21 protein-coding genes are annotated in these 22,016 nt (G+C 40.9%); 6 read left to right on the top strand and 15 right to left on the bottom strand.

Annotated features, from left to right (window positions below):
• Positions 1-52 precede the first annotated feature (52 nt).
• Complete coding sequence (locus HF312_10210; protein ID MCU7520576.1) at positions 53-1,237, top strand: hypothetical protein; 1,185 nt, start codon at positions 53-55, stop codon at positions 1,235-1,237.
• A 99-nt stretch (positions 1,238-1,336) separates the two neighbouring features.
• On the opposite strand, the gene HF312_10205 is transcribed toward HF312_10210, so the two are convergent.
• From HF312_10205 to HF312_10180, 6 genes are all read right to left on the bottom strand, one after another.
• Entirely contained in the window at positions 1,337-1,927 is a 591-nt protein-coding gene (locus HF312_10205) for a hypothetical protein (protein ID MCU7520575.1), read from the bottom strand.
• 54 nt (positions 1,928-1,981) lie between these two features.
• Positions 1,982-2,554 carry a hypothetical protein gene (locus HF312_10200; protein MCU7520574.1) on the bottom strand — a complete coding sequence of 191 codons (573 nt, stop codon included), beginning with the start codon at positions 2,552-2,554 and terminating at the stop codon, positions 1,982-1,984.
• A gap of 140 nt (positions 2,555-2,694) precedes the next feature.
• Positions 2,695-3,354: a response regulator transcription factor gene (locus HF312_10195; GenBank protein ID MCU7520573.1), complete on the bottom strand. Its 660-nt coding sequence runs from the start codon at positions 3,352-3,354 to the stop codon at positions 2,695-2,697.
• Positions 3,344-4,534, bottom strand: a complete 1,191-nt coding sequence (locus tag HF312_10190) for a hypothetical protein (protein MCU7520572.1) — start codon at positions 4,532-4,534, stop codon at positions 3,344-3,346. The genes HF312_10195 and HF312_10190 overlap by 11 nt, the downstream gene beginning before the upstream one ends.
• 2 nt (positions 4,535-4,536) lie before the next feature.
• Positions 4,537-4,767, bottom strand: coding sequence for a hypothetical protein (locus tag HF312_10185; protein ID MCU7520571.1), 231 nt, complete (start codon positions 4,765-4,767; stop codon positions 4,537-4,539).
• A gap of 462 nt (positions 4,768-5,229) precedes the next feature.
• A complete protein-coding gene (locus HF312_10180) occupies positions 5,230-5,424 on the bottom strand; it encodes a hypothetical protein (GenBank protein MCU7520570.1) in 195 nt (64 codons plus the stop codon).
• A gap of 83 nt (positions 5,425-5,507) precedes the next feature.
• Between HF312_10180 and HF312_10175 the strand changes: the two genes are divergently transcribed.
• Complete coding sequence (locus HF312_10175) at positions 5,508-5,714, top strand: hypothetical protein (GenBank protein MCU7520569.1); 207 nt, start codon at positions 5,508-5,510, stop codon at positions 5,712-5,714.
• Positions 5,715-5,800: 86 nt separating this feature from the next.
• Here HF312_10175 and HF312_10170 read toward each other — a convergent pair whose 3' ends face one another.
• Entirely contained in the window at positions 5,801-6,259 is a 459-nt protein-coding gene (locus HF312_10170) for a hypothetical protein (GenBank protein MCU7520568.1), read from the bottom strand.
• Between the two features lie 165 nt (positions 6,260-6,424).
• Between HF312_10170 and HF312_10165 the strand changes: the two genes are divergently transcribed.
• Positions 6,425-7,744, top strand: a complete 1,320-nt coding sequence (locus HF312_10165; GenBank protein ID MCU7520567.1) for a hypothetical protein — start codon at positions 6,425-6,427, stop codon at positions 7,742-7,744.
• 129 nt (positions 7,745-7,873) lie between these two features.
• Positions 7,874-9,019, top strand: a complete 1,146-nt coding sequence (locus HF312_10160) for a hypothetical protein (protein ID MCU7520566.1) — start codon at positions 7,874-7,876, stop codon at positions 9,017-9,019.
• A gap of 475 nt (positions 9,020-9,494) precedes the next feature.
• On the opposite strand, the gene HF312_10155 is transcribed toward HF312_10160, so the two are convergent.
• Together HF312_10155 and HF312_10150 are read right to left on the bottom strand one after the other, a co-directional pair.
• Positions 9,495-9,647 (bottom strand): hypothetical protein, encoded by a 153-nt coding sequence (locus HF312_10155; protein MCU7520565.1) that lies wholly within the window; start codon positions 9,645-9,647, stop codon positions 9,495-9,497.
• Between the two features lie 204 nt (positions 9,648-9,851).
• Positions 9,852-10,577, bottom strand: a complete 726-nt coding sequence (locus HF312_10150) for a hypothetical protein (protein MCU7520564.1) — start codon at positions 10,575-10,577, stop codon at positions 9,852-9,854.
• Between the two features lie 443 nt (positions 10,578-11,020).
• Between HF312_10150 and HF312_10145 the strand changes: the two genes are divergently transcribed.
• Positions 11,021-13,591 carry a PAS domain S-box protein gene (locus HF312_10145; GenBank protein MCU7520563.1) on the top strand — a complete coding sequence of 857 codons (2,571 nt, stop codon included), beginning with the start codon at positions 11,021-11,023 and terminating at the stop codon, positions 13,589-13,591.
• A 65-nt stretch (positions 13,592-13,656) separates the two neighbouring features.
• On the opposite strand, the gene HF312_10140 is transcribed toward HF312_10145, so the two are convergent.
• Genes HF312_10140 through HF312_10130 form a run of 3 tightly spaced genes read right to left on the bottom strand, consistent with a single transcriptional unit; the run spans position 13,657 to position 16,155 of the window.
• Positions 13,657-14,613, bottom strand: a complete 957-nt coding sequence (locus tag HF312_10140) for an MCE family protein (protein MCU7520562.1) — start codon at positions 14,611-14,613, stop codon at positions 13,657-13,659.
• Positions 14,610-15,374, bottom strand: a complete 765-nt coding sequence (locus HF312_10135; protein MCU7520561.1) for an ATP-binding cassette domain-containing protein — start codon at positions 15,372-15,374, stop codon at positions 14,610-14,612. Before HF312_10135 ends, HF312_10140 begins: the two co-directional genes overlap by 4 nt.
• A gap of 1 nt (position 15,375) precedes the next feature.
• Positions 15,376-16,155 carry an ABC transporter permease gene (locus tag HF312_10130; protein ID MCU7520560.1) on the bottom strand — a complete coding sequence of 260 codons (780 nt, stop codon included), beginning with the start codon at positions 16,153-16,155 and terminating at the stop codon, positions 15,376-15,378.
• A 329-nt stretch (positions 16,156-16,484) separates the two neighbouring features.
• Between HF312_10130 and HF312_10125 the strand changes: the two genes are divergently transcribed.
• Positions 16,485-18,596 (top strand): T9SS type A sorting domain-containing protein, encoded by a 2,112-nt coding sequence (locus HF312_10125; protein MCU7520559.1) that lies wholly within the window; start codon positions 16,485-16,487, stop codon positions 18,594-18,596.
• A gap of 80 nt (positions 18,597-18,676) precedes the next feature.
• On the opposite strand, the gene HF312_10120 is transcribed toward HF312_10125, so the two are convergent.
• The 3 genes from HF312_10120 to HF312_10110 all read right to left on the bottom strand — a co-directional run bounded on the left by HF312_10120 (position 18,677) and on the right by HF312_10110 (position 21,855).
• Entirely contained in the window at positions 18,677-19,060 is a 384-nt protein-coding gene (locus HF312_10120) for a hypothetical protein (GenBank protein MCU7520558.1), read from the bottom strand.
• A 140-nt stretch (positions 19,061-19,200) separates the two neighbouring features.
• Positions 19,201-21,072 carry a PAS domain S-box protein gene (locus tag HF312_10115; protein ID MCU7520557.1) on the bottom strand — a complete coding sequence of 624 codons (1,872 nt, stop codon included), beginning with the start codon at positions 21,070-21,072 and terminating at the stop codon, positions 19,201-19,203.
• Between the two features lie 390 nt (positions 21,073-21,462).
• A complete protein-coding gene (locus tag HF312_10110) occupies positions 21,463-21,855 on the bottom strand; it encodes a response regulator (GenBank protein MCU7520556.1) in 393 nt (130 codons plus the stop codon).
• Positions 21,856-22,016: the final 161 nt, after the last annotated feature.

The raw sequence follows: 22,016 nt of genomic DNA, 5'->3' as shown, positions 1-22,016 counted from the left end.
TTTTGTCCGCAGCTCTTCCGCATAGGGTTGAATCCTATCCGATCTTAAAAAGTTGTTTGAAAGCAAAAAATATTTTGAACTGAGGGATTCTCTGGAAAAGGATACTTCAGAAGATTCCCCTTTAATACTATTTTTGAAGGGTGCCGTAAGTAACAAGTTTAATCAGCTCGACAAATCGATTAGTTATATAAAAAAGTACATTGATATAACGGGCAATAATTCAAACGCCGAGTATATGATAGAAAGCTATGATATACTAGCCGATAATTATGTCAAGTCTTACCAATACAAAAAAGCAGCTGAAAGCTACCAGGTAATGCTGGACAGGTTTACCTCCTTTCTTGAAGAGGAAAAGATCGAGGACATAAGGAATTCCGTCAGGCTCTGGAAGGCATTTAGTGAGGTCCCTCCCCAGTCGGTAAGCTTAAAGGGCGATACAAAAATAAAGACTGAAAAGGATAAGGTCGGTCTGACAAATATTCCTGTTGAGATAAACGGCGATAAGCTTGATTTTATTTTTGACACTGGTGCCGGGATTTCTAGCATAACAAAATCCTACGCGCGGATGCTCAATTTCAAAATTGTTGGTGATTCAATTGCAGTAAATGCTTTTACAGGAAACACGGTTTACGCCTCGCTCGGTATTGCCCCGGCTATCAAGATCGGTAATGCGGTAATAGAAAATTCGGTTTTTCTGGTATTTAACGACAGCGACCTTTCTGTTCCTTCATTTAACTACCAGTGCAACGGTATAATCGGATTCCCTGTAATTGAAAGCCTGGGTGAAGTAACACTTACCAGAACCGACAGCCTGATAATTCCGGAAAAGGCCGGAAGGCATATGCTTCAGAATATGTGCCTGTCGGGTCTATCCCCCATAATTCTTGGAGAATTTGACGGCAAAAAACTTTCTTTTAACCTGGATACGGGAGCCAAGAATTCTGTGCTCTACCAGTCGTTCTTCCGGAATTACGAACAAAGCATTAAAGAAAATTCAGAAATGCAGACCAAGGAACTGGCTGGCGCCGGGGGCTCTAGGAAACTAACTGTTTACAGGCTTAAGAACTTCAATATAAACATTTCAGGCCGGAATGCGGGACTCGGACAGGTGACTGTCCTTACCGAACCGCTGGATGAAAACGACCAGTATTTTTACGGCAATCTAGGGAAGGATATAATTGGACAATTCGACAGAATGACGCTAAACTATGAAACGATGAGCCTGATTCTGGAATAAATGTTAAGCTGTTTGTAATTTAAAACAGAAAAGGCAGAAATCTTACTTCTGCCTTTTCTTTTATCATTCTTTACCCGTTTATTACTATTGCTCAGTATGTCACATTACTTCACTTTCTTCAGGTCCGGACAATTTAACGGAAAATCGTTTATCTTCTTCTCTGAAAATGCAGAACAGAATGGCCACGGCAATTCCAAAGGCAGATGAAAAAAAGAAATAAAGCAGCCCTTTTTGATAGTCTAAAACAAAATTGATCATCTTGAAAATCAAGGATGCATTATAGACTAATAAAAGAATATGGAAAAAACTTACATACCTGTATTTGGAAGCAAAAACTGTTACGTAGCGAATCACATAGAAAAATAGAATAATAAAGTTTGCTGCTGTAATCAGGCCTATATCTCTTTGGCGATAGAATAATCCCAGGGCTAAAGTTCCCGCAAGAAAAGGAAGTATCACAGCCCACCTGATTTTATTATTTATTGCAATCACAGAGACCAGCAATACACCCGATACAAATGCATATAATGCATAAGGATATGATATATGCAAGTAACGCAAAAACATGCCAACAGGATCAGACAACCCCATAATAAGAAAGTAGTAGAAGAAATTTCCCTTGTATTGTCTGAAAGGCGGAAGAAGCCACACAAACCATGCTAAATCCACAATTATATAACCAATATTCATAAGTTTTCCCCAGTTTATTTACTTTTACTTTGGGCCTTGGGAGCCGGAGCTCTATTATTTACTCAGTTTTAAGGCAAAGCGCTTATCCTCTTCTCTGAAAATGCAGAAGAGTATTCCAAGCATAATTTCAAAGATAGTTGTGGAAAAATAATATGTTGCCCCTTTGATGGGATCCATCATTGCATTTACAAGCTTGAAAAGCAATGATGCATTATAAATGAGAAAAAGGAAATGAAAAAGACTGACATACCTGTTTTTTCCAGAATAAACAATTGTATGGCGAATGGAATAATACAATATAAGGACAAGAATTATACACACAATATATGCTATATCCCAGTTTGGAATAGAAAGGCCAAGAGTTAATACTGCAATAAGAACAGGTATTACAAGTTGCCATTTAATCTTTTTATTAATTGAGATTATAGAAACCAATGCTGCAAAAAAGGTAATTACAAAATAAATATTTGAAGGCACCAAGCGCAGGTGACTACGAAGCAACACCACTATAGGATCAGAAAGTGCAACAAACAAAAAGTAGTAAAAGAAATTTCCTTTATACTGTCTGAATGGTGGAAGGGCCCATATAACTGATGAAGTATATTTAATTATTTGTATGACATTCATAAATAGTGTGTTTTATTATTGAAAAATATTTCCTGAATTTTAATTGTTTGAAGATTTCCTGATCTCCAGCTCATGCATTTCCTTAAATTCAAAGCAAAATAGTCGTCTTTGAAAAAAACAGAAAATATTCCTTTGCTCATTCAGATCACCAGCCTGTTCTTAACGGCAAACTTGATCAATTGGGAGGTGTTTTCCACACCCAGCTTTTTCATGATACTGGAGCGGTGGGTATCCACAGTTTTTTTTCCAATCTCCAGGGCTTCAGCAATTTCAAAGCTGCTGTAGCCGTCGCAGACAAGTCTCAGCACTTCAATTTCCCTGCGGCTTAAATCTGTAAACTGGAAAACAGCAGCCGGATCTGCAGGTGTATTCCTTTCAAGAATCTCCTTAAGCTTTTCTTCCGTATATCCGCTCCCGAAGTATTTTCCTCCCTGGGCTACAACTTTGATTGCATAGATGAGCTCGCCTTTAATAATATTTTTACTCAGCAGCCCCTTCCCGCCGGCTTTCAGGACGTGGAAAATAAATTCCTCGCCTTCATGAATCGAGAGAAAAAGAGCCTTTATATCGGGATACTTTTTACTGATCTCAATCACGGCGTCAATGCCGGACATACCCGGCATTGAAATATCTGAGATTACGACGTCAGGGACAAGCATAGAGTACTTCTCAACCAAATCATTTCCATTTGCCGCCTCGCCGACCACATATAGTCCGGCCATGTTTTCAAGCAGGCCAATTATTCCATCACGGACGATATTGTGGTCTTCGGCAACCAGTATCCTTATATCACCCGGCATACAAAGCCTCCTTTGTCAAATCGGCTACCAGTACCGTTCCGTCTTCTTTTGAAGAACTGATGCGGAAGTTTCCCATATGGCTTTCAGCTCTTTCTTTCATATTTTTAATTCCCATTCCTTTATTACAATTGTCCGCATCAAATCCATCCCCGTTATCGGAAATGATCAGCCGGACCGAGTCATTTTTATTTATTAGCTGTATGTTGAATTCTTCGGCGTTCGAATATTTAACAATATTACTGAGCGCCTCCTGTGTAATCCTGTAAATTGACGTCTCCAGATCGTGCTCAAGCCTTTCTTTTAGGTTTATAAAGTCGATTGCTCCGTGTATTGAACTTTGCTTTTGTATTGTACTTACAAGAGATATAAGAGCCGGCACGAGGCCGATTTCCTCAAGAACCCGCGGCTTAAGACTGTAAGCCATACTCTTCAGGTCCGTAATGGCCTGTTCTATAATATGGGCATTGCTGAGGTAGACAGGAGAATCCTCTTTCCCTGTAAGTTCCGCAATGCTTTTTTGAAGGTTCATTTTTAGGATAATAAGATTTTGTCCGATACCGTCGTGCAGTTCCCTTGAAATTCTCTGCCGCTCTTCCTCAATCTTGACCTGCAGGTACCTGGAAAAATTTCTTAGTTCACGCTCTGAGTTTTCGAGTGCCTGCTGGTTCAGTTTCAGCTCAGTAACATTGTGCATATAAACCTGTGCAATCTCCAGGTTATTTATGCCATTTATGTGGATTGCGTAATGCTTATCCTTAAAACAATCATAAAGTGAAATAACACCATTTTGTGAAATAAATTCGTCCCACCCAATTGAAAGATCAGGAAATACTTCGGTTACAATCTTCCCCATATATTCCTCAAACCCGTTTGCACATGCAGCAGGATTGAGAAAAATTATTTTCCCCGTGGAATCAACTCTTATAACCGGATCGGGATCCAGATCGGCAAATAGAGCCATTAAGCGAGTGTTCTGCAGGCTGAGATTTTTCTTCTCAAGAGAGTGTTTTACCCTCTGCGGAAAAACGATGCTGCGCATTGTAATATACAGGACTGTTACTATAATCAACGCCACCAGTATGGAGGAATAAACTGGATTGTTAAAATCCTTAAATACACTGAAGTATTCTTTTAATTCTTCCAGCAGAACGCTGTTAATAGCATATACAGCAGCAAGCATATTTATTCCTGTATAAAAGAAATAAAAGCGTCAATAAAGCGCCCTGTTTTCCTGGGAGGACTAACCACTCCATTTGCAAAATCTATCGCACCATACACCTGCTTCTCATTAAGAGACGGAAGTTTTTCCAAAATTTCTCTTGAGAGATAATACTTATCCTGGTATTCTTCTGAAAAAACATAATTTTCATTAAGCACTTCCTTTAGAGCTTTCTTAAGCAGCTTTTTGTCCATTTGCTTTCCCCTCAATCCTGATACTGAACTACATCTTAAAAAACAGAAATTATCTATGGAATTGAATACAAAATAAATTTCCGGACTCCTCCATAGTCAGAGGAGATAAAAATACAGCGTTCATCAGACTATAAATATTAAGAAGCATCCTTTTTCCGGCAATCAGCCATAAGGCAATAAGGCTGTTTTGACATTTTAATTGGACGGTCAAATATAAATTAAAAACTAATAAAAAGAATCAGTACAAGTACTGATAAATGAAGATTTTTTTGGAGGAGATTTATATCGGTACGTCATTAAATTATGCGATTTTTCCGGGAAAAATTTATGCACCTCAAAATTGCGTCTTCTGCGGCAGTACTCATTCACATTTCCAGAGCGGGAAATTGTACTTGCAATCCTTTAATTTTAAGTCAGATGGGCGGATATTTTTTTCAATTAAAAATGTTTAATATCAGCTAATTAAAATTCTGTTTTATTCTTTTCCCTTCCCGTCATTCCCAATAATTTTGCCCCTTGAATTTTAAATATTAATGGCGTATTTCTTTTTCTAAAGGCAAGAAATAAAGTGCCTTTTAGATTTAAGGAAGGCTCCGGAAAAATAAACCTCCCCCAGGAGATTCTTTCTTTAGAAAGGCCGGCGGATACCTCAAACATCCGTAAGGTTGCTCTTTGCCTTGGCAGGAGCAACAGTAGTTCTAAACGTTAACTTATTTGTTTAACAAAAAGAGGATAAAACTATGGCAACACCAGGAAAAGGTTCTCAGAACATGATCAATATCAACAACTGCAGTGTTGATGAGTTAGCAAGTCTTCCAAATGTAGGAAGGGATAAAGCTCAGGATATAGTAAGCCATCGTCCATACAGAAGCTGGAATGATCTGAACAATGTACCCGGCATCTCAAGAGACGTAATAGACAACCTGAGAAACAGGGTAACGTTCTAGAAAGACAAATAAATAAAGAACAGCCCCGTTGTAAAACGGGGCTGTTCTTTATTTTAGTCCTAAAAATTTTGAATTTATTCTGCTTATCAGCCCTGTTCCATATCGATTATGTGTCTTAACTCTTTAACTGCCTGGCTCTTTAGTTCATGAATCCTCTCCTTCTGGCCGGCAGAAGGGATATAGCCCTCCTTTAATTCGGGGTATTTTCTTTTGAGATTATTAAAGTAATCAGAGATTTTATCAACTGTCCGGGGATTAGAGTGTATATCCCTGTAAAGTTCTACGTTTGTAATTCCCGCCTCACCTTTAATAAGCCTGAGAAGGAATTCCACGGCGTTAAAGCCGATAAAATATTCTTTTATAGTTCTGCCTTCTACGGGATCTTCATAGATTATATAATCGTCCCCTTTCTTCAGGTCACCCAGTTCAATGAGTTTATGCAAAAAGCTGTCAAGCTCAGATTCAACACCCAGGTAAAGCATGAATTTATCCGCTTCAATTTTGGATGCCAGTTGTGCGCTGTCGAGTTTCAAATCTTTTCTCATCCATTCCTCCATTTCTTTCTTATTATAAAGATTTTGATGTTTGGCCCAAATTTCAAGGTTAAATTTTAGCTGAGCCGGTGAATTTCACAAAAAATATTTGTTTTAAGAATCCGGGAAAATTATTTTATATTTTATGTATTTTAGATTAAATAAATAATCAGGGCGATGCTGGATACAAATGTAAAAGCGTGGGTAGTTTCGGCCGATATGGGCTACGGCCATCAGAGGGCGGTATACCCTTTTAAATATATTGCCGAGAACGGAATTATTACAGTGGGTGCAACAGATCTCTCTGCGCCATCGGAGAGGAAACTTTGGAGGAGGATGCTTGGCACATATGAACTGTTCTCGCGTGCAAGAGGCATCCCTGTTGTCGGAAAACCAATTTTCGGAATACTGGACTCTTTTCTTCATATACCTTCTTTTTATCCAATGCGAGACCTTTCGCGGGGTACTCTGCAGGTTTCAATGCTCTTGTCAGCAATTAGAAAAGGTCTGTGCCTTGGTATGTTCGAAAAGATACGGCAGAAACACCTCCCTCTTCTCACCTCCTTCTATGCCCCTGCTATTGCGGCGGACCTGAATGGGTATGATAAAATTTACTGCATCATTTGCGATGCGGACCTGAACAGGGTGTGGGTTTCAAAAAATCCTTTTGACAGCCGCATTGAATATTTCGCTCCTTGCGCCAAGGCAGCCCAGAGGCTTAAAGCATATGGCGTACCAGATGAAAGGATATTCCTGACTGGCTTTCCTGTTTCAGACGACCTCTTAGGAGGTAAAGACCTTCCTACTTTAAGGTCGGATCTTGGGCAAAGGCTTTTTTATCTGGATCCCAAAGGCAGATTTCACCATATGCACGGAAGGAATGTGGAATATTTTCTTGGCAAAGAAAACTGCGAGTTCAGGCAGGACCGCAAGCTGACAATTACTTACGGCGTTGGAGGCGCCGGAGCACAGAAGGAAATCGGGGGTAAAATTGCCTTTAGCCTCAGGAAAAAACTTGCCGCTGGAGAAATTAAACTTAACCTCGTTGCCGGAATCAGAAAAGAGGTAAAAGAATATTTTGATCACGTTGCAGACCGGCTACCGGATGCAAGAAAGAGCATTGAAATTATTTATGATCCTGACATACAAATCTACTTCAAGCAGTTCAATGATACTGTAAGGAAGACTGATATACTTTGGACAAAGCCGAGCGAACTCTCCTTCTACAGCGGACTTGGTCTTCCTATTGTTATGACTCCTGCCCTCGGATCTCAGGAGATTTTCAACAGGGAGTGGCTCACTGAAATTAATGCCGGGATCAGACAGGAAGACCCGGACTATACCGACCAGTGGCTCTTCGACTTTCTGGATAGCGGACGCCTGGCCGAGGCTGCATGGTCCGGATTCCTGAAGGCCAGGAAACTTGGCACATACAAAATTCTGGAGGTGCTGGAAACCGGGAAAATGGAAAAGGAAGTATCGCCTGTATTCAGGTGAAGTCAATTAAAAATTAAAAATGAAAAATTAAAAAGTAAGGACAGAAGGAAGCAGGTTGAGATCAAGGTTTAGGGGAAGTAATGATTATTAAACAAATAACTTACAGTTTTGGGATTGATGCCGCATAAAATGGAACACGAAGAACATAAATGTAAATACCTGATGCTCTATCTTAAAACCGGAGGCGGACACCTGGCTCCGGCTAAGTCTGTATCAAATTACATACAGCAAAATTATACAGATAAGATCGAGCCGGTACTGATTGACGGCCTGGCTGAGGCTCCCTCATATGCACGGTTTATAGTTGAGGATGGATACCGCATACTCCAAAGCAAAGCAAAGTGGTACTATGAACTTTTGTACGCACTTAATAAAATTATCGGCATAGCTAAGTACAATTCACTCCTGGTTTCAGACAGAATAAAACCATATCTGAAAGAGAAAATCTTAAATGAGAAGCCGTGCAAAATTGTTATCTTCCATTTTTTTCTAATTAAACCGGTTTACGACATTCTGCAGGAAAACAAGCTTGATATACCGGTTGTAACCGTGGTTACAGACCCCTATATAGCACACCCTATATGGTTCCTTAACAAGCAGCAGACAATGATTGTCTTCAGCCAGCAGCTGAAAAACTACGCTCTTAAAAAAAATATACCACATGAAAAGGTTCATGTATTCCCTTTCATACTCGATGAAAAGTATTCTGCTCCAATGCCAAGAGAGGAAATACCGGTTCTCAAAAAGAGGCTGGGTTTTGAAGTAACTAAAAAAATTGTCCTCATTATGGGCGGCGGTGACGGGATCCCAAAGGGTGAGATAATACTGAAAAACCTGCTTGAGGAGCTCCCGGGGGTTTGTCTGGCAATTGTGTGCGGCAAGAATAAAAGCCTGTACGAATTTGCTTTGGAGTTGAAGAAGAAAGGAAATTATGAGAATTTGAAGGTTTATGGATATATCAGTTTTGTTTACAACCTTTTAAGTGTTTCGGATGTGGTAATTACAAAATGCGGGGCATCCACGTTCATGGAGATACTGATGACTAGAAAGATACCAGTTGTAAACGACTACATTTGGGAGCAGGAAAAAGGGAACGTAGAATTTCTTGTGAAAAACAGACTGGGAGTGTATGAAAAGAATATGAAAAAACTCCCGCAAGTGGTGAAAAAGCTACTCCAAGATGAAGCGTTTTACCAATCCTACCTCATTAACATAGAAAAGGCACGTTTGAGTAACGGAACAGCCGATGTAGCGGAATTTCTTGTAAAGAATTAAGACCTGCTTTTATTTCCCGTCACGGGCTGTAAGTGCAGCCCTAATGAGCTCATACCGGTATTTAATATATCTCAGTGGTGCAAAATCTTAGTACTTTAAAAGAAAATTTTATTTTTTTCATTTTTTTTCAAAAATTTTTCCGAATTCGCCTTCCGTCACCATATATATATGTATAAGAAGGAGAAATTATGAGACGTGAAACCCTGAAACATTTCTTTTTTGACGCTCTTTTTATCACACTGATCTCGGGAATGATCTATTATCTGCTTTTTATTGCTATTTAGATTCCCCTCTCTGTGCTGTCTCTTAATAGTTGGCAATAAAACCAGCATGGTACTCAGTTGTGGAAACAAATAATGAAAAGCTAGAAATTAGTATTCGGAGTATAAAGCTCACATTTAATCAGAATTTAGCGGTAAATTTCCGGAGTTGACTATAGAAAAATAGCCTGCGGGCAGATTATAAGACTGCAGGCCTAGTTATCACTACAATTCATGCCTCTCATTCTTTCATGCATAAGCTTCTTCATCTCTTCAATATAGAGCCTCATTTCAGCAATCTGCTGCTCCTGGAGTGCTATTTTAAGCAAAAGACGTGACCGCCTGCCTCTTTTTCGAGTTAACTTCATTAAAGCTCCAAAATTTCTCTTAATATATAATATGGTGACGGCACACGTTTTCGGAATTTTTTTTGGAAAAATATGAATTTATTTAAAAATAAAAGAACCTTGAGGGTAAGGGGAGGCCCTCAAGGTTCAGTATCCCGGCTTCTGGTTGTGGAGCAAAAGCCGGGAGGTGAAGAAATTCCAGCCAAATTACATCAAATGAGACAGTTATTTATGTTTTCCGTGACCATTTCCATGACCATTTCCATTACCATGACCATTTCCATGTCCGTGGCCTTCATCATTGTCAAAAACCTTGTCATACCCTTTTCCATTTGAGCGTTCGATTACCACGTTTCCATTACCCCTTCCGCGCCCGTTTGAGCGGTCGATAACTTCATAATGCTTATCCTTTCCGTGTCCGTGATCCCGTTTTCCGACATATCTGTCGTTTATCTGGACGTAAGAGACTCCCTGGCCCCTCAGGCGGGTTATTTCAGAGGGCGAGCAGTGATGATAGTCCGACATAAATCTTGAATTAACGGCATTGACGATCTCATAATCCCTGTACATTGCTCTTTCTTTTTTACGGTGTCCCCAGGCCTTTCCATAAGGAGGTCCCTGTACCTCTCCGGGGAAATAGATATCCGGTCCGAGATTGTAATGGTATGTGATATCCATCCAGGACATCCCTCTCTGGCGGCATCCGATAATATCGCGATAAGGAACTCTTGCTCTCTGAGCTATATAAAATACTACAGGAATCTCTTCATCCGGAATCCTTCTTTCCCTGACAACAACTACTTCCCTTTCAGGAACCCGGAAATAATTACCGATTGACAGGTAAAAACTGTTCTGTCCGCCGCCGATTGAAATTCCGGCATCAATTTGCTGGGCGTTTACACTTATACCAGCGCATAAAGTAAAGACGAATATAAGATGTTTACTTTTCATAACGACTCTCCTAAAGACTGCTAAATTAATAACTTACAAAAATAGTATTCAAATAACGGAAGCATAAACCGCCCTTTAGATTTCCCTCCCGGCAAATATACACTTTATGTTGCCGCTAATATAGGGGCAATTTCCGTGCCCTTTTTTATCCCTTAAATAATGCCCCATTTCCATATTAACACGAATTGTATGTACAATTAATAGGACTGGAGGTGTAGTTTAGAAAAGACAGTCTTCAAAATTGGGGGCTTCACGATCTGGCAATGCAGCGATAACCGGGCAGAATTTTCAGTATACTTTTTAAGGAGATTCCCCAAGGGATAAATCCGTCATGAATGAAAATTTCCCTATTTTCCCCACAATTTAGGAGTTAAATTGATAGTGAGAGGACTTTCTTAGCCGGAAGCAAGGAGTATAAATAATTCCGAAAGACAAAATAATGTATGAAACACAAAGCTTACTTTTTTACAATATTATTTAATGTATTGTTCATTATTGCAGTATTTCTCGTAGACATTAATGCTTCTTTTGGACACAGCATCTGGCTTTTGTACATAATCCCCCTTCTGGTACTTTCGGCGCAGGATATTACAGTAGTTTATGTAATTTCAGTAGCTGCGGCAGATACTGTTTTTATACTTATAAAGTCTCTGCTTACCTTTAATCCGTATGATCCAGGCTCTATTCTCTTTAATGTATCCCTTTATCTTATAACGATCTGGACAATAGCCTATCTGCAGATTCAGAGAAAGAAGGCAAATTCCAGGCTAAAAGAAAGCGAGATCCTCTTTAGGAGCACTTTTGAACAGTCTTATATTGGAACCGGGCATATTGGGGAAAACCTCAGGTATTTACGGCTGAACCGCCAGTATTGCGATATACTTGGCTATACTCACGAAGAGCTTTACGCCCGGACATTTTATGATATCACCTACGCTGAGGATCTGGAAAAAGAACTCCCCTTCTTTCACCAGCTGCAGTCCGGGGAAATTGAATTATATTCCATTGAAAAAAGATTTGTTCTTAAGAACGGGAGCCTCCTCTGGTGCTTTAATACAAAATCAAGAGCGTACGATTCCGAAGGGAATTTCAAATTTTATATCACTACAATTGAGGATATATCTGTCCGCAAAAACTATGAGGAGGCTCTCAGGCAAAGCGAGGAGCGATTCAGACGTGCAATTGAGGATTCCCCGATTCCCATAATGATACATGCTGAGGACGGTGAGATAACGCTTGTAAATGAAGCCTGGACGGAGTTAAGCGGCTACAGTCGGGAAGATATTCCTACAATCCCAGATTGGACGAAAAAAGCATACGGGAGCAAAAATTATGAGGTAGAAAGCTTCATTAAAAGCTTATATAACCTTAAAGGTAAAAATGTCGACCTGGAACTGAAGGTCAGAACACGCTTCGGAAAGCAGCTCATATGGCAGTTCTACTCCGCCCCGCTTGGAAACCTGCCCGACGGCAGGCGTCTTGTTATCAGCATGGCAATGGATATTACAAACCGCAGGATAATTGAAGAAAACCTGCGCCAGAGTGAGGAAAGCTTCCGCCTTCTGGCAGACAGCCTGCCGCAGATAATCTGGTCAACAGATTCTGATGGATGGCATACATATTACAACCAAAAGTGGACGGAATTTACAGGACTGAGCCTGGAAGAAAGCCAGGGGTGGAAATGGCTTGATCTGATCCACCAGGAGGATCAGCAAAGGACCAAAGAGATATGGCTTTACGCGCTTTCAAGCGGGAAAGATTACGAAATTGAACACAGGCTGCGCAGGAAAGACGATACATACTGCTGGTTTTTAACCCGCAGCGTTCCAATGAAGGAAGGAGACGGAATCATAAAATGGTTCGGCAGTTCAACAAACATTAATGAGCAAAAAATTATACAGCAGGAGCTTCAGCAAGCATTGTCCAAATTAAGGGAAAGCGAAACAAACCTTCTGAATGCACAGAGCCTCGCCCATATGGGAAGCTTTTATATTGATGCCCTTAACAATAAAGTGGAGTGGTCTGAAGAAGTCTACAGGATATTTGAAATGGATCCCGGACAGCCGGCACTTTCAATTAATGACTGGATGGAGCACCTTTACCCCGGCGACCGGGCAACTGTTCTAAAAGCAATTGATGATGCAGTTAAAGAACAGAATGCCATGACTGCTGAATACAGGATTTTTACGGCAAGAAACAGAATAAGGCATGTTGCAACAATAAGCCAGCCAGTTTATGACAGCTCCGGCAACCTGTTGAAGGTATATGGTACTATTTTAGATATTACCGAGAGGAAGCTGGCTCAGACAAGACTCGAAAAAACGCTTAAAGAGCTTGAAAGGTCGAATGTTGAGCTCGAACAGTTCGCCTACGTTGCCTCACATGACCTTCAGGAGCCGCTGCGCATGATGCACAGTTACGCCGAGCTCCTAGAAAAACGATACGAGGGGAAGCTGGATGAAAGTGCAGATGATTTCCTATATTTCATTACAGGGGGAGCAAAACGCATGCAGCAGCTGATAAACGACCTCCTGCAGTATTCACGAGTTACAACAAGAGGAAAGCCATTTGAACCTGTTGACTGTATGGAGGTAATGTCAAACGTGTTGGACAACCTTCAGATCAGCATTGAAGAATCGGGCGCCCGTATTACCTTTGACAGCCTCCCGGTTATACGGGGCGATGAAACACAACTCGTTCAGCTTTTCCAGAACCTCTTAAGCAATTCAATCAAATTCTGCGACAAAAAAACACCGGAAATTCATATTGGCCTTGAAGAAAAAGACAACGAATGGATTTTCTCTGTGAAAGATAATGGAATAGGAATTGACCCGGAATTTTATGACCGGGTTTTTATTATCTTCCAGCGCCTGCACGACAGGGATAAATATCCGGGAACAGGAATAGGGCTTGCTGTATGTAAGAAGATTGTAGAAAGGCACCAGGGAAGGATCTGGGTGGAATCTGAGAGGGGAAAAGGCACGACATTTTATTTTACCATGCCCAAAAAGTAAGGACAGGTTCCTCTCTACACCTGTCTAGAGATTAATGTTCCAGATTTTTGGTCAAGCATTCAATTCTAAAATACTGATACTTTAACATACTTTTCCGGGTGAGTTTTAATGTCCGAGATGAGCGAGTTGAGTTCCTGGATCAGGAGGTTTATATCGCGGTACAGTTTTTTGTCTCCCACCAGCCCGCCAAAAACCGTACTGTCGTTCTGGGCTTTGCTGATGAAACGGTTTAACTGTCCTGAGGAATTTACAAGGCTGCTATAAAGAGAGTCGCTTGCAATCATTTTTCCCAGCGTGCCCTTCCCGCGGTTTAACCCCTCGGTGAGCTTTTTCAGGTTAAGTGCCGTTGAAGAAAGGCCATTGTAGAGTGTTGAATCATGAAGCAGCCTGCCTAAAGATCCCTTTTTATTTTCAAGAGCGATAAGTGCAAGATCTATTCTTTTTATTGCATCATTTATTCCGGCAATTGCAGAACGGTTATTTATCAGTTCGCCAAGTGTCCCCTTTCCTTTTGAAATTGAATCAGTTACCGATTTAATATTGTCAATAATTGAATTAAACTTTTCAATATTGGGGGTAATGTTCTTAGCCAGATTGTCCAGTGAAAAGGTTGGTTCTACTTCGAGGAAAGAGCCTTCGGGAACTGACCTGGCGCCGGGATTTCCCAGAGAAACATCAACAAATTTATCGCCTAAAATTCCAATGCTGGTAATTCTTACTTTTGAATCTGAACGGATCTGTTCTTTGTATTCAGTTTTAATTCTCAGGTTTACGCGTATAACAGGCTGATTATTCATTACAACGAACTCAACTGCCCTTACATCCCCTACTTTATAACCTGCCAAAGTAACCGGTGCCCCGGCTACAAGCCCCGCAGTATTACTAAGTTTAATATAAAGAGTATATGTTCTGGAAAAGAGAAACTCATTGGTGCCGACCAGAATTGCAAAAATAAAAAGCACTATGAGTCCCGCCAGTACAGTAAATCCGACCCTTAAGCTGATGTTTTTTTCATTACTCATTGTTTTCTGGTTTCAATTTCATTTAATACCGAAGAATCCTGGAAAACCTCATAAAAGAAATCCTTAACAAATTTATTTTCCGACTGGAGAATTTTTTTAATTGTCCCGGATTCAATAATTTTACCATTTTCTATAATGGTCAATGTATCGCCGAGCATAATTGCATCATTTATTATATGCGTTACCACAACAGAAGTTGTACCTGTGCCTTTAAGTCTCTGAATCAGGTGCAGTACAGCTTTTGAGTTTATCGGGTCGAGACCGGTTGTGGGTTCATCATAAAGAATTATCTTGGGCGTGCTCACAAGTGCGCGGGCAACAGCGAGGCGTTTTTTCATGCCCCCGCTTAGCTGATCAGGGTAAAGATCCTCCGTCCCGTCCAGATTCACGAAAGAGAGCACCCGTTCAACTTTTTCATCAATTTCTTTTTTTGAAAACATGTTGGAGTCCTTAAGGAAGTAGGCGGTATTATCCCTGACACTAAGGGAATCAAAGAGTGCATTTCCCTGGAAGACGACGCCCATCTGGCGTCTTGCTGCAATGGCCTCCTTTTCCGGAAGCGATGAAATTTCCTTTCCATCAATAACCACCTCCCCACCATCAATTTTCACAAGCCCCAGAATAACCTTTAATATTGTACTCTTGCCGGCTCCGCTTGGCCCCAGAATAACATGTGTCTGCCCGTGTTCAACTTCCAGAGAAACATCTTCGAGAATCGTCTTGCCGTTAAGGTTGAGGAATATGTTTTTCAGTTCGATCATTTCACATAATTTCCCAGATAACCTTGGTGAAAATAAAGTCAAGCAGTATTACCACCATTGAAGAGATCACGACGGAATTAATAGCATTTTTCCCCAGGTTTGCAGTGCCCCCTCTTGTTATAAGCCCATAGAAGCAGCTGATGCTTGAGATAAAGAAAGAAAAGAAAATAGGTTTGAAGGTCCCGACAAATATATCCCTGAAGGCAAGGATGTTAATTGCCGTATTCCAGAAGTAAGCCAGGTCGATATTAAATGTCATTTTTGTAATAAACATTCCTCCTAAGATCCCCGCCATATCTGCAATCATTGTAAGAGGAAGAAACATAATGAGTGCGGCAGCCACTCTTGGAATGACAAGTTTAACCACGGGGTTCAGGCCAAAAGCTCTCAGGGCATCAATCTGTTCACTCAGCTGCATGGTTCCTATTTCCGAGGTGTTTTTGGCTCCCGTACGAGCGGCAAGCAAAAGTCCGGTAATAGCAGGGCCCAATTCCCTTATCATACCGTATGAAACAGTGCGGCTGATCATAAACGTTGCGCCGAACTTTTCAAGGTTATGCCCTGTCTCGATGGCGAGAATAATGCCAGTGAATAGTCCCCCGACCAGAACCAGCAGAACCGCCTGTGTACCAATGAGGTACATTTCAGAAAGAATCGTCCTCCGGTTTTGGGCTGCAGTGGGAGAAAGCCTGAATATATCAGCAACCAGGAAAGAGTACTCCTGGAGCTTTTTAATTTTTTCTGTAAAAGAATTCTTAGCAGTATTTGTAACCTCAGTCATTCCTCATTTGCCTCTGCACAATTGCTTTTTGCCCTTCAATCATTAATTAATCATCTGTTCTTAGCTTATTTTATTATAAGCTTAATTTTCCTTTTTATCCATTTTATTTTTTCTTTTCCATTTTCCAATAATTGATATTTCACCCGTATTTGCATATGTTTAATTTCAAAGTAGTGCATCTATGGGAATTTCAGTATTAATAAAAGGGGCCGGAGTGAAAAGATCCTTTCACAGTATTTTATTTATTACCTTCTTATGCATAAGAATTAAGCCCGTATTTATAGATCTTAATTAAATAATCTTCCCCGACAACTAATGAAGAGATAATTATGAAATTTTTCAGGATTCTCTATCTTTTTTTCATATTCCCCTGCCTTATTTCGGCGCAGGCGGATCAGTGGATCAATTACTACGCAAATTCCTCAACGGCCTGCCAAGTCTCGGAAGGTAACTATATCTGGGTCGGTACGCCGGAATACCTAGCCAGGTTCAATACAATGACATGTAGAATGGAAATTATAAAAAGCGGCATTGCCGTTTCTGCAATTGCTGTTGACTTAAACGGTACAAAATGGATTGGGACAAAAGAAGGCCTGCTTACCTTTGACGGAAAGTCATGGAATAGCATATCAGGTCCAAAATCCGGATTATCCTTTGGTCAGGTGCTGGCAATTGCCGTAGAGGCAAAAGGAAATAAATGGTTTGGGACAGCTGAACATGGTCTATTTAAGTTCGATGGATTAAACTGGACAAATTACACCACTTCAAATTCAAAGATTCCAGGCGATTATGTCTGTTCAATTGTTATCGACCGTAAGGGAAATAAATGGCTGGCAACTACTTACGGCCTTGCAAAATTCAATGATTCGACGTGGACAAATTATAACACTTTAAATTCCGGCCTGAGATACGATTTTATGGAGACTGTAGCAATTGACTCCATGGGAAACAAATGGGCAGGATCATATCTCGAGGGACTTTCCAAGTTTGACGACTCCACGTGGACCGTTTCAACTCATGAGAACTCGCCTTTGCCCATGCTTTCTGTTATGGCTGTATCAATCGGCCCGGACGGAACTATTTGGGTTGGCCATAACCAAGGAATTGCGGCATACAAAGATTCAGCCTGGAGTTTCTTTAACAGTTCCAACACAGATTCCAAATTCAACTTCTGTAAATCAATTACATTTGATAAAAACGGGAATGCGTACTTCGGGCACCCCGGCGGAATAACAAAATTTGACGGAAAGACGTGGAAGGACTTTTATTTTACCAGCACTGGACTCCCCTGGAACGCTATAAGTGCAGTTGCAGCTGACGATAAGGGAATTAAATGGCTGGGATATGAGTATGACGATCTTTATAAGTTCGATGGACAGTCTTTTACGGATTGCAAAAGTACTACTCCACATGTGGGTTACTTTCCAATAAATAATTTAATGACAGATTCTCTGGGGAACGTGTGGCTTTGTGGGCCGGGTATCGTTAAATATGACGGACAAACATATACACAGCTGAATGTAACTTTACCCAATGGTGGAATTTCTTCAATGGCATTTGACCTAAATGGGGACCAATGGATTGGGACAGCAGGCGGAGTTGTAAAATATGCTTCAGGCAGATCGACTATCTATTCTCCCCAGAATTCCCTCTTGCCCGATTATCAGGTAACTGCCATTGCTGTAGACCACGACGGCAATAAGTGGTTTGGCACGATGAAAGGCGCTCTTACAAAGTATGACGGTAAGACCTGGACCTGGTATGATAAATATAATTCAGAACTTAAAAGCGATGCTGTTGCTTCCATTGCAATTGAGAAAAATGGCACTAAATGGATCGGCACATTTGACCAGGGGCTTGCAAAGTTCGATGATACATCATGGACAATCTACAACACGTCAAATTCCGGACTGCCGGAAAACTTAATCAGAGTAATTGAAATTGACCCGCAGGGCAACAAATGGATCGGCACCGGTAAAAATGGGCTCGTAAAATTTGACGGTACAAACTGGAAGGCTTATAATATCTTTAACTCCGGAATTGCGGGTAATTCCATAAATTCAATTGACATTGATAAGCTTGGCAACATGTGGATTGCAACTGAAACCGGGTTATCGGCTTTCAATGAGGCTGGAGTTAATCTGACGGATATAAAGCCTCATAAGCAGGTAGTTACGGGTCATTTTTCATTGGAGCAGAATTACCCGAACCCATTTAACCCTTCGACCAAAATATCGTATACTATTCCTGAAGGGAAATTTGTAAGGCTAAAGATTTACGATATGCTGGGCAAAGAAATCTCAACTCTTGTAGATGAATATAAAGAAGCAGGAAGCTACACTCTTCAGTTTAATGCTTCGCTTCTTCCGAGCGGAGTATACATATATAGAATTCAGGCTGGAGAATTCAATTACTCCAGAAAACTGATGCTCTTGAAGTAGTAGTACTTATCTTTAAGACTGCAGCTGCCGGAGAATTCTCAAAAGGCTTCCCCGGCAGTTGTGGTTTCACACTGTAATTTTCACCTCTGCTCTAAGATATGTTCCACCTTGTCGGCCGCAATCTGGTTTAAGACAGAATCGGGGATTTCACTTTTAGCCTTAATTACCGCGTCAGCTTTAATGCGCTGGAACATCACGCGTAAGGCCTCCTCGAAGTACATCTCCGAGACCTCCTTTGCCTCCCATTCATAGTATGGGAAGAGTTCTGTAAAGTACTTGATGTTTGTGACGATCCTGCGCGTTCCGGGCGTCCATTCTATATGGCTCGTGGAAATGGGATCCGGCCTCCTGTTAATCTGGACCAGCTTTTCATCCTGATAGCAGTAAGGATGTACACCCAGGTATTCAGCCAGCCTGTTGCATTCAAGAAGCAGTTCCTCTGTGGATTTGAATTCCTCTGACATCGCTCCCTCCGTTTTTTAATTGAAAGGTTTTGTCAAGATGATGTGGAAATTTGAGATGTTACATTTGAAAAATAACATTCGGGGGTTAATAGTCAATCCCATTTTTCGATGAGAAAAGTGGCGGCAGGAAGAGTTCTTAATCAGAATTTAAGTTCTATTTCCCGGCGGAATTCGGGTAGGGCAAAACTAAAGCAGGAGCCCTTATCCGGGTCGCTTTTTACATTCAGAATGCCATTATTTTTATCTATAAACTCTTTACTGATTATAAGTCCAAGGCCAGTTCCCCTTTCCCTGTCGGTGCCGGGAGTGGAAAGTTTTTCTCCGATTTCAAAAAGCTTCTTCTGGTTTTCAGGGCTTATTCCCACACCGCTGTCTTTTACGGAAACCAGGGCTTTAAGGTCCGACTTTTCAACTTTAATTTCCACTTCACCGCCTGCCCCTGTAAACTTTATAGCGTTTGAGACTAAGTTCCTTAAAACAGTTTCAATCATATTCTTATCGGCATAGACCTCAACTGGCCCCGAAGTATTAATGTTAAGCCTGATTTTTTTTCTAATAGCGCTTATTTCGTAAATATTATATATGTCGTCAATCAGTTCTTCAAGATTAAATCTTACGGGTGAATACTCCATGCCGCCCGTCTGCAATCTGGACCACTGGAGGAGGTTTTCCAGCAGGTCAAAAACGCTTTTGGCCGATTTATAAATATTCTGCGCAAATGTTTTAACCTCCTCAGGGGAAAGCTGTTCAAAATCGCTGGCCAGGAATTCCGAAAATCCAAGAAGCGAACTAAAGGGGCTTTTAAGATCGTGTGATATAATGGAAAAGAACTTATCCTTGCTGGCGTTTATCTCCTTGAGCTCTTTTTCAATGTTTTTCATGTGTGTAATATTCTGAAACATAGCCATACCTGCCACAACCACACCCAAATCATCTTTGATCGGGACAGTATAAACCAGATAGCAGTCCCCTGCAATTCCATCCAGTTCAAACATGCTTGTTTCACCCCTTATGGCTGCACTATAAGGGGCATTAAGTATGGCACAAACCCTGGGGCTGAAGGTTTCAGACATTGTTTTGCCCAGAAGCTTATCCCTCGAAAATCCGGCATTTTCAATTTCTTTTCCCTCAGCAAGGAGGTAGCGGAAGTCGTGGTCAAAAAGTACTACGGCACCGTTCGGGAAGTTGCTGGCCAGCGTTCTGTAGCGTGATTCACTTTGACGGAGGCTGTTCTCAGCCTGTATTTTCTCTGTCACCTCACGCCAGGTTACAGCAATCCCGGAGCCAAGTCTGACTATTCTGACATCAAAATACCTGATTGCTCTGCCTTCAGCAGGGTTTCCGATAGGAAAGGAATCCTTCATAAAAGGCCTGCCGGAATCGGCCACGCTGCAGTAATTCATAAAAAGGCCTGAAGATTTGCTGTCAGGGAATTTTGTAAAAAGCCTGCTATTGATAAGTTCACTGCGTGAATTTCCGCTGAAGCGGCATGCTGCCTCGTTCACGTACTCAAATATAAAGTCTGTAATTAAGCCGCTTTCATTTCTTACAGGCTCGAAAATGGCAAAACAGTCCAGCATGTTCTCAATTGAAGTACGGAAACGGACCTCTTTTTCCAAAAGATTCATTTCAAGGTTTTTGCGTTCTGTTATATCTTCAACAGTACCCTGATAAACAATACTGCCATCATCGTCCCTAATGATCCGGGCATTTTCGCGTATATAGATGAGTTCGCCGTTTTCTTTGCGCCAGGAATTTTCCAGCCCGATCACTTCCCCATTTTTCTCCAGGAGTTCGCGGAACTGTTTCCTCGAATAGCCGTGATTAAGAGACGCTTCATCCTCCAGATCCAATCTTAAAAAGTCCTCATAAGAATCATATCCCATCATCTGCATAAGGGCTTTATTTGCTTTTAATATTTTCCCGCCCGGTGTAGTCATATACACCCCGATAGGAATATTATTAAACAGGTCGCTTAAGATTTCAACATCAGATTTGGGGATTCTGCTCATTTTCCGCTCAGATTAGTTGTTTTCGCATTTAAGCAAGGAAATAGTAAATATCGCATTATTATCGAAAGGAAAATTGAAATTTAAATAGCAAATAATCCATTTTTTAATCCGGCAGGCAAGAATCTTAAAAGCAGGAGACAAATCAGGGAATGGAGATTTTTATACATTGATGAAGGCCATACTATGAGGTATTATAGCCATGAAAACGTACTTCTTATCAGGTTCTTACAGCTAAGGAAACAGGAATGCAGGCGCACATAAACGAAGGTTTATTGCGGTGCAGATTCTGCTTTGTTTGCATTAAGAATCAGAAGCTCCGTCATTAAAAGGCGGGGCTTTTTTCTTTTTAAGCCAACAGTCTTTATAAAGGCCCGGAAAGTAAAAGTTTCTTCAGAGGCAGGTCTCCGCTGAAATCTTCGAGGTATTTTGTCTTGCAATAGCATAACAAATTGAGCGGACCAGTGTACGGCAGTCGATCTGATATTTTATAAGGTAATCCTGAGCACCGAGCTTAACTGCCTTCAGGGCCAGTTCCTCGTCTTCCAAACCAGTCATCACAACAACCGGTGTATTCTTTGCATCCTGAAGAAGTCGTGTAAGCGTAGCCAGGCCTGTACTGTCAGGCAGTGAAAGGTCAAGGAGTATGACATCATATTTATGCTTACTCAGCTTATCCAGTCCCGTAGAAAGCCGGAAGGTCTGTTCAACAGTTATCTTAATCTTTTCCTCTTCCTGAATAATCTGGCTGATATAATGACCGTCGCCAAGGCTGTCTTCGATCATAAGAGCACTGATAGTTTCCATGAAGATAATCTCCTGATTTAGTGTCTCTTTTAGTACTATAAGAAATAAAAATATTTAACTAATTGCAACAGCATAACCAGACAATGCAGGAAATGTGCAAAGTCAAGTTCCCCTGAATTTTTTGCAGGTAAATAAAAAGT

The sequence above is a fragment of the Ignavibacteria bacterium genome (assembly GCA_025612375.1).
GTDB lineage: Bacteria > Bacteroidota > Ignavibacteria > Ignavibacteriales > SURF-24 > JAAXKN01.
Note: the sequence above shows the minus strand (reverse complement) of the source record. Positions and strands in the feature narration are given on the sequence as shown.

Coding starts and splice junctions, on each gene's coding strand:
- HF312_10205 (MCU7520575.1), bottom strand. CDS start 1,927: ATGAATATTGGTTATATAATTGTGGATTTAGCATGGTTTGTGTGGCTT.
- HF312_10200 (MCU7520574.1), bottom strand. CDS start 2,554: ATGAATGTCATACAAATAATTAAATATACTTCATCAGTTATATGGGCC.
- HF312_10185 (MCU7520571.1), bottom strand. CDS start 4,767: ATGGACAAAAAGCTGCTTAAGAAAGCTCTAAAGGAAGTGCTTAATGAA.
- HF312_10170 (MCU7520568.1), bottom strand. CDS start 6,259: ATGAGAAAAGATTTGAAACTCGACAGCGCACAACTGGCATCCAAAATT.
- HF312_10155 (MCU7520565.1), bottom strand. CDS start 9,647: ATGAAGTTAACTCGAAAAAGAGGCAGGCGGTCACGTCTTTTGCTTAAA.
- HF312_10135 (MCU7520561.1), bottom strand. CDS start 15,374: ATGATCGAACTGAAAAACATATTCCTCAACCTTAACGGCAAGACGATT.
- HF312_10130 (MCU7520560.1), bottom strand. CDS start 16,155: ATGACTGAGGTTACAAATACTGCTAAGAATTCTTTTACAGAAAAAATT.
- HF312_10190 (MCU7520572.1), bottom strand. CDS start 4,534: ATGCTTGCTGCTGTATATGCTATTAACAGCGTTCTGCTGGAAGAATTA.
- HF312_10150 (MCU7520564.1), bottom strand. CDS start 10,577: ATGAAAAGTAAACATCTTATATTCGTCTTTACTTTATGCGCTGGTATA.
- HF312_10125 (MCU7520559.1), top strand. CDS start 16,485: ATGAAATTTTTCAGGATTCTCTATCTTTTTTTCATATTCCCCTGCCTT.
- HF312_10195 (MCU7520573.1), bottom strand. CDS start 3,354: ATGCCGGGTGATATAAGGATACTGGTTGCCGAAGACCACAATATCGTC.
- HF312_10115 (MCU7520557.1), bottom strand. CDS start 21,072: ATGAGCAGAATCCCCAAATCTGATGTTGAAATCTTAAGCGACCTGTTT.
- HF312_10120 (MCU7520558.1), bottom strand. CDS start 19,060: ATGTCAGAGGAATTCAAATCCACAGAGGAACTGCTTCTTGAATGCAAC.
- HF312_10140 (MCU7520562.1), bottom strand. CDS start 14,613: ATGAGTAATGAAAAAAACATCAGCTTAAGGGTCGGATTTACTGTACTG.
- HF312_10110 (MCU7520556.1), bottom strand. CDS start 21,855: ATGATCGAAGACAGCCTTGGCGACGGTCATTATATCAGCCAGATTATT.
- HF312_10180 (MCU7520570.1), bottom strand. CDS start 5,424: ATGTTTGAGGTATCCGCCGGCCTTTCTAAAGAAAGAATCTCCTGGGGG.
- HF312_10165 (MCU7520567.1), top strand. CDS start 6,425: ATGCTGGATACAAATGTAAAAGCGTGGGTAGTTTCGGCCGATATGGGC.
- HF312_10145 (MCU7520563.1), top strand. CDS start 11,021: ATGAAACACAAAGCTTACTTTTTTACAATATTATTTAATGTATTGTTC.
- HF312_10160 (MCU7520566.1), top strand. CDS start 7,874: ATGGAACACGAAGAACATAAATGTAAATACCTGATGCTCTATCTTAAA.
- HF312_10175 (MCU7520569.1), top strand. CDS start 5,508: ATGGCAACACCAGGAAAAGGTTCTCAGAACATGATCAATATCAACAAC.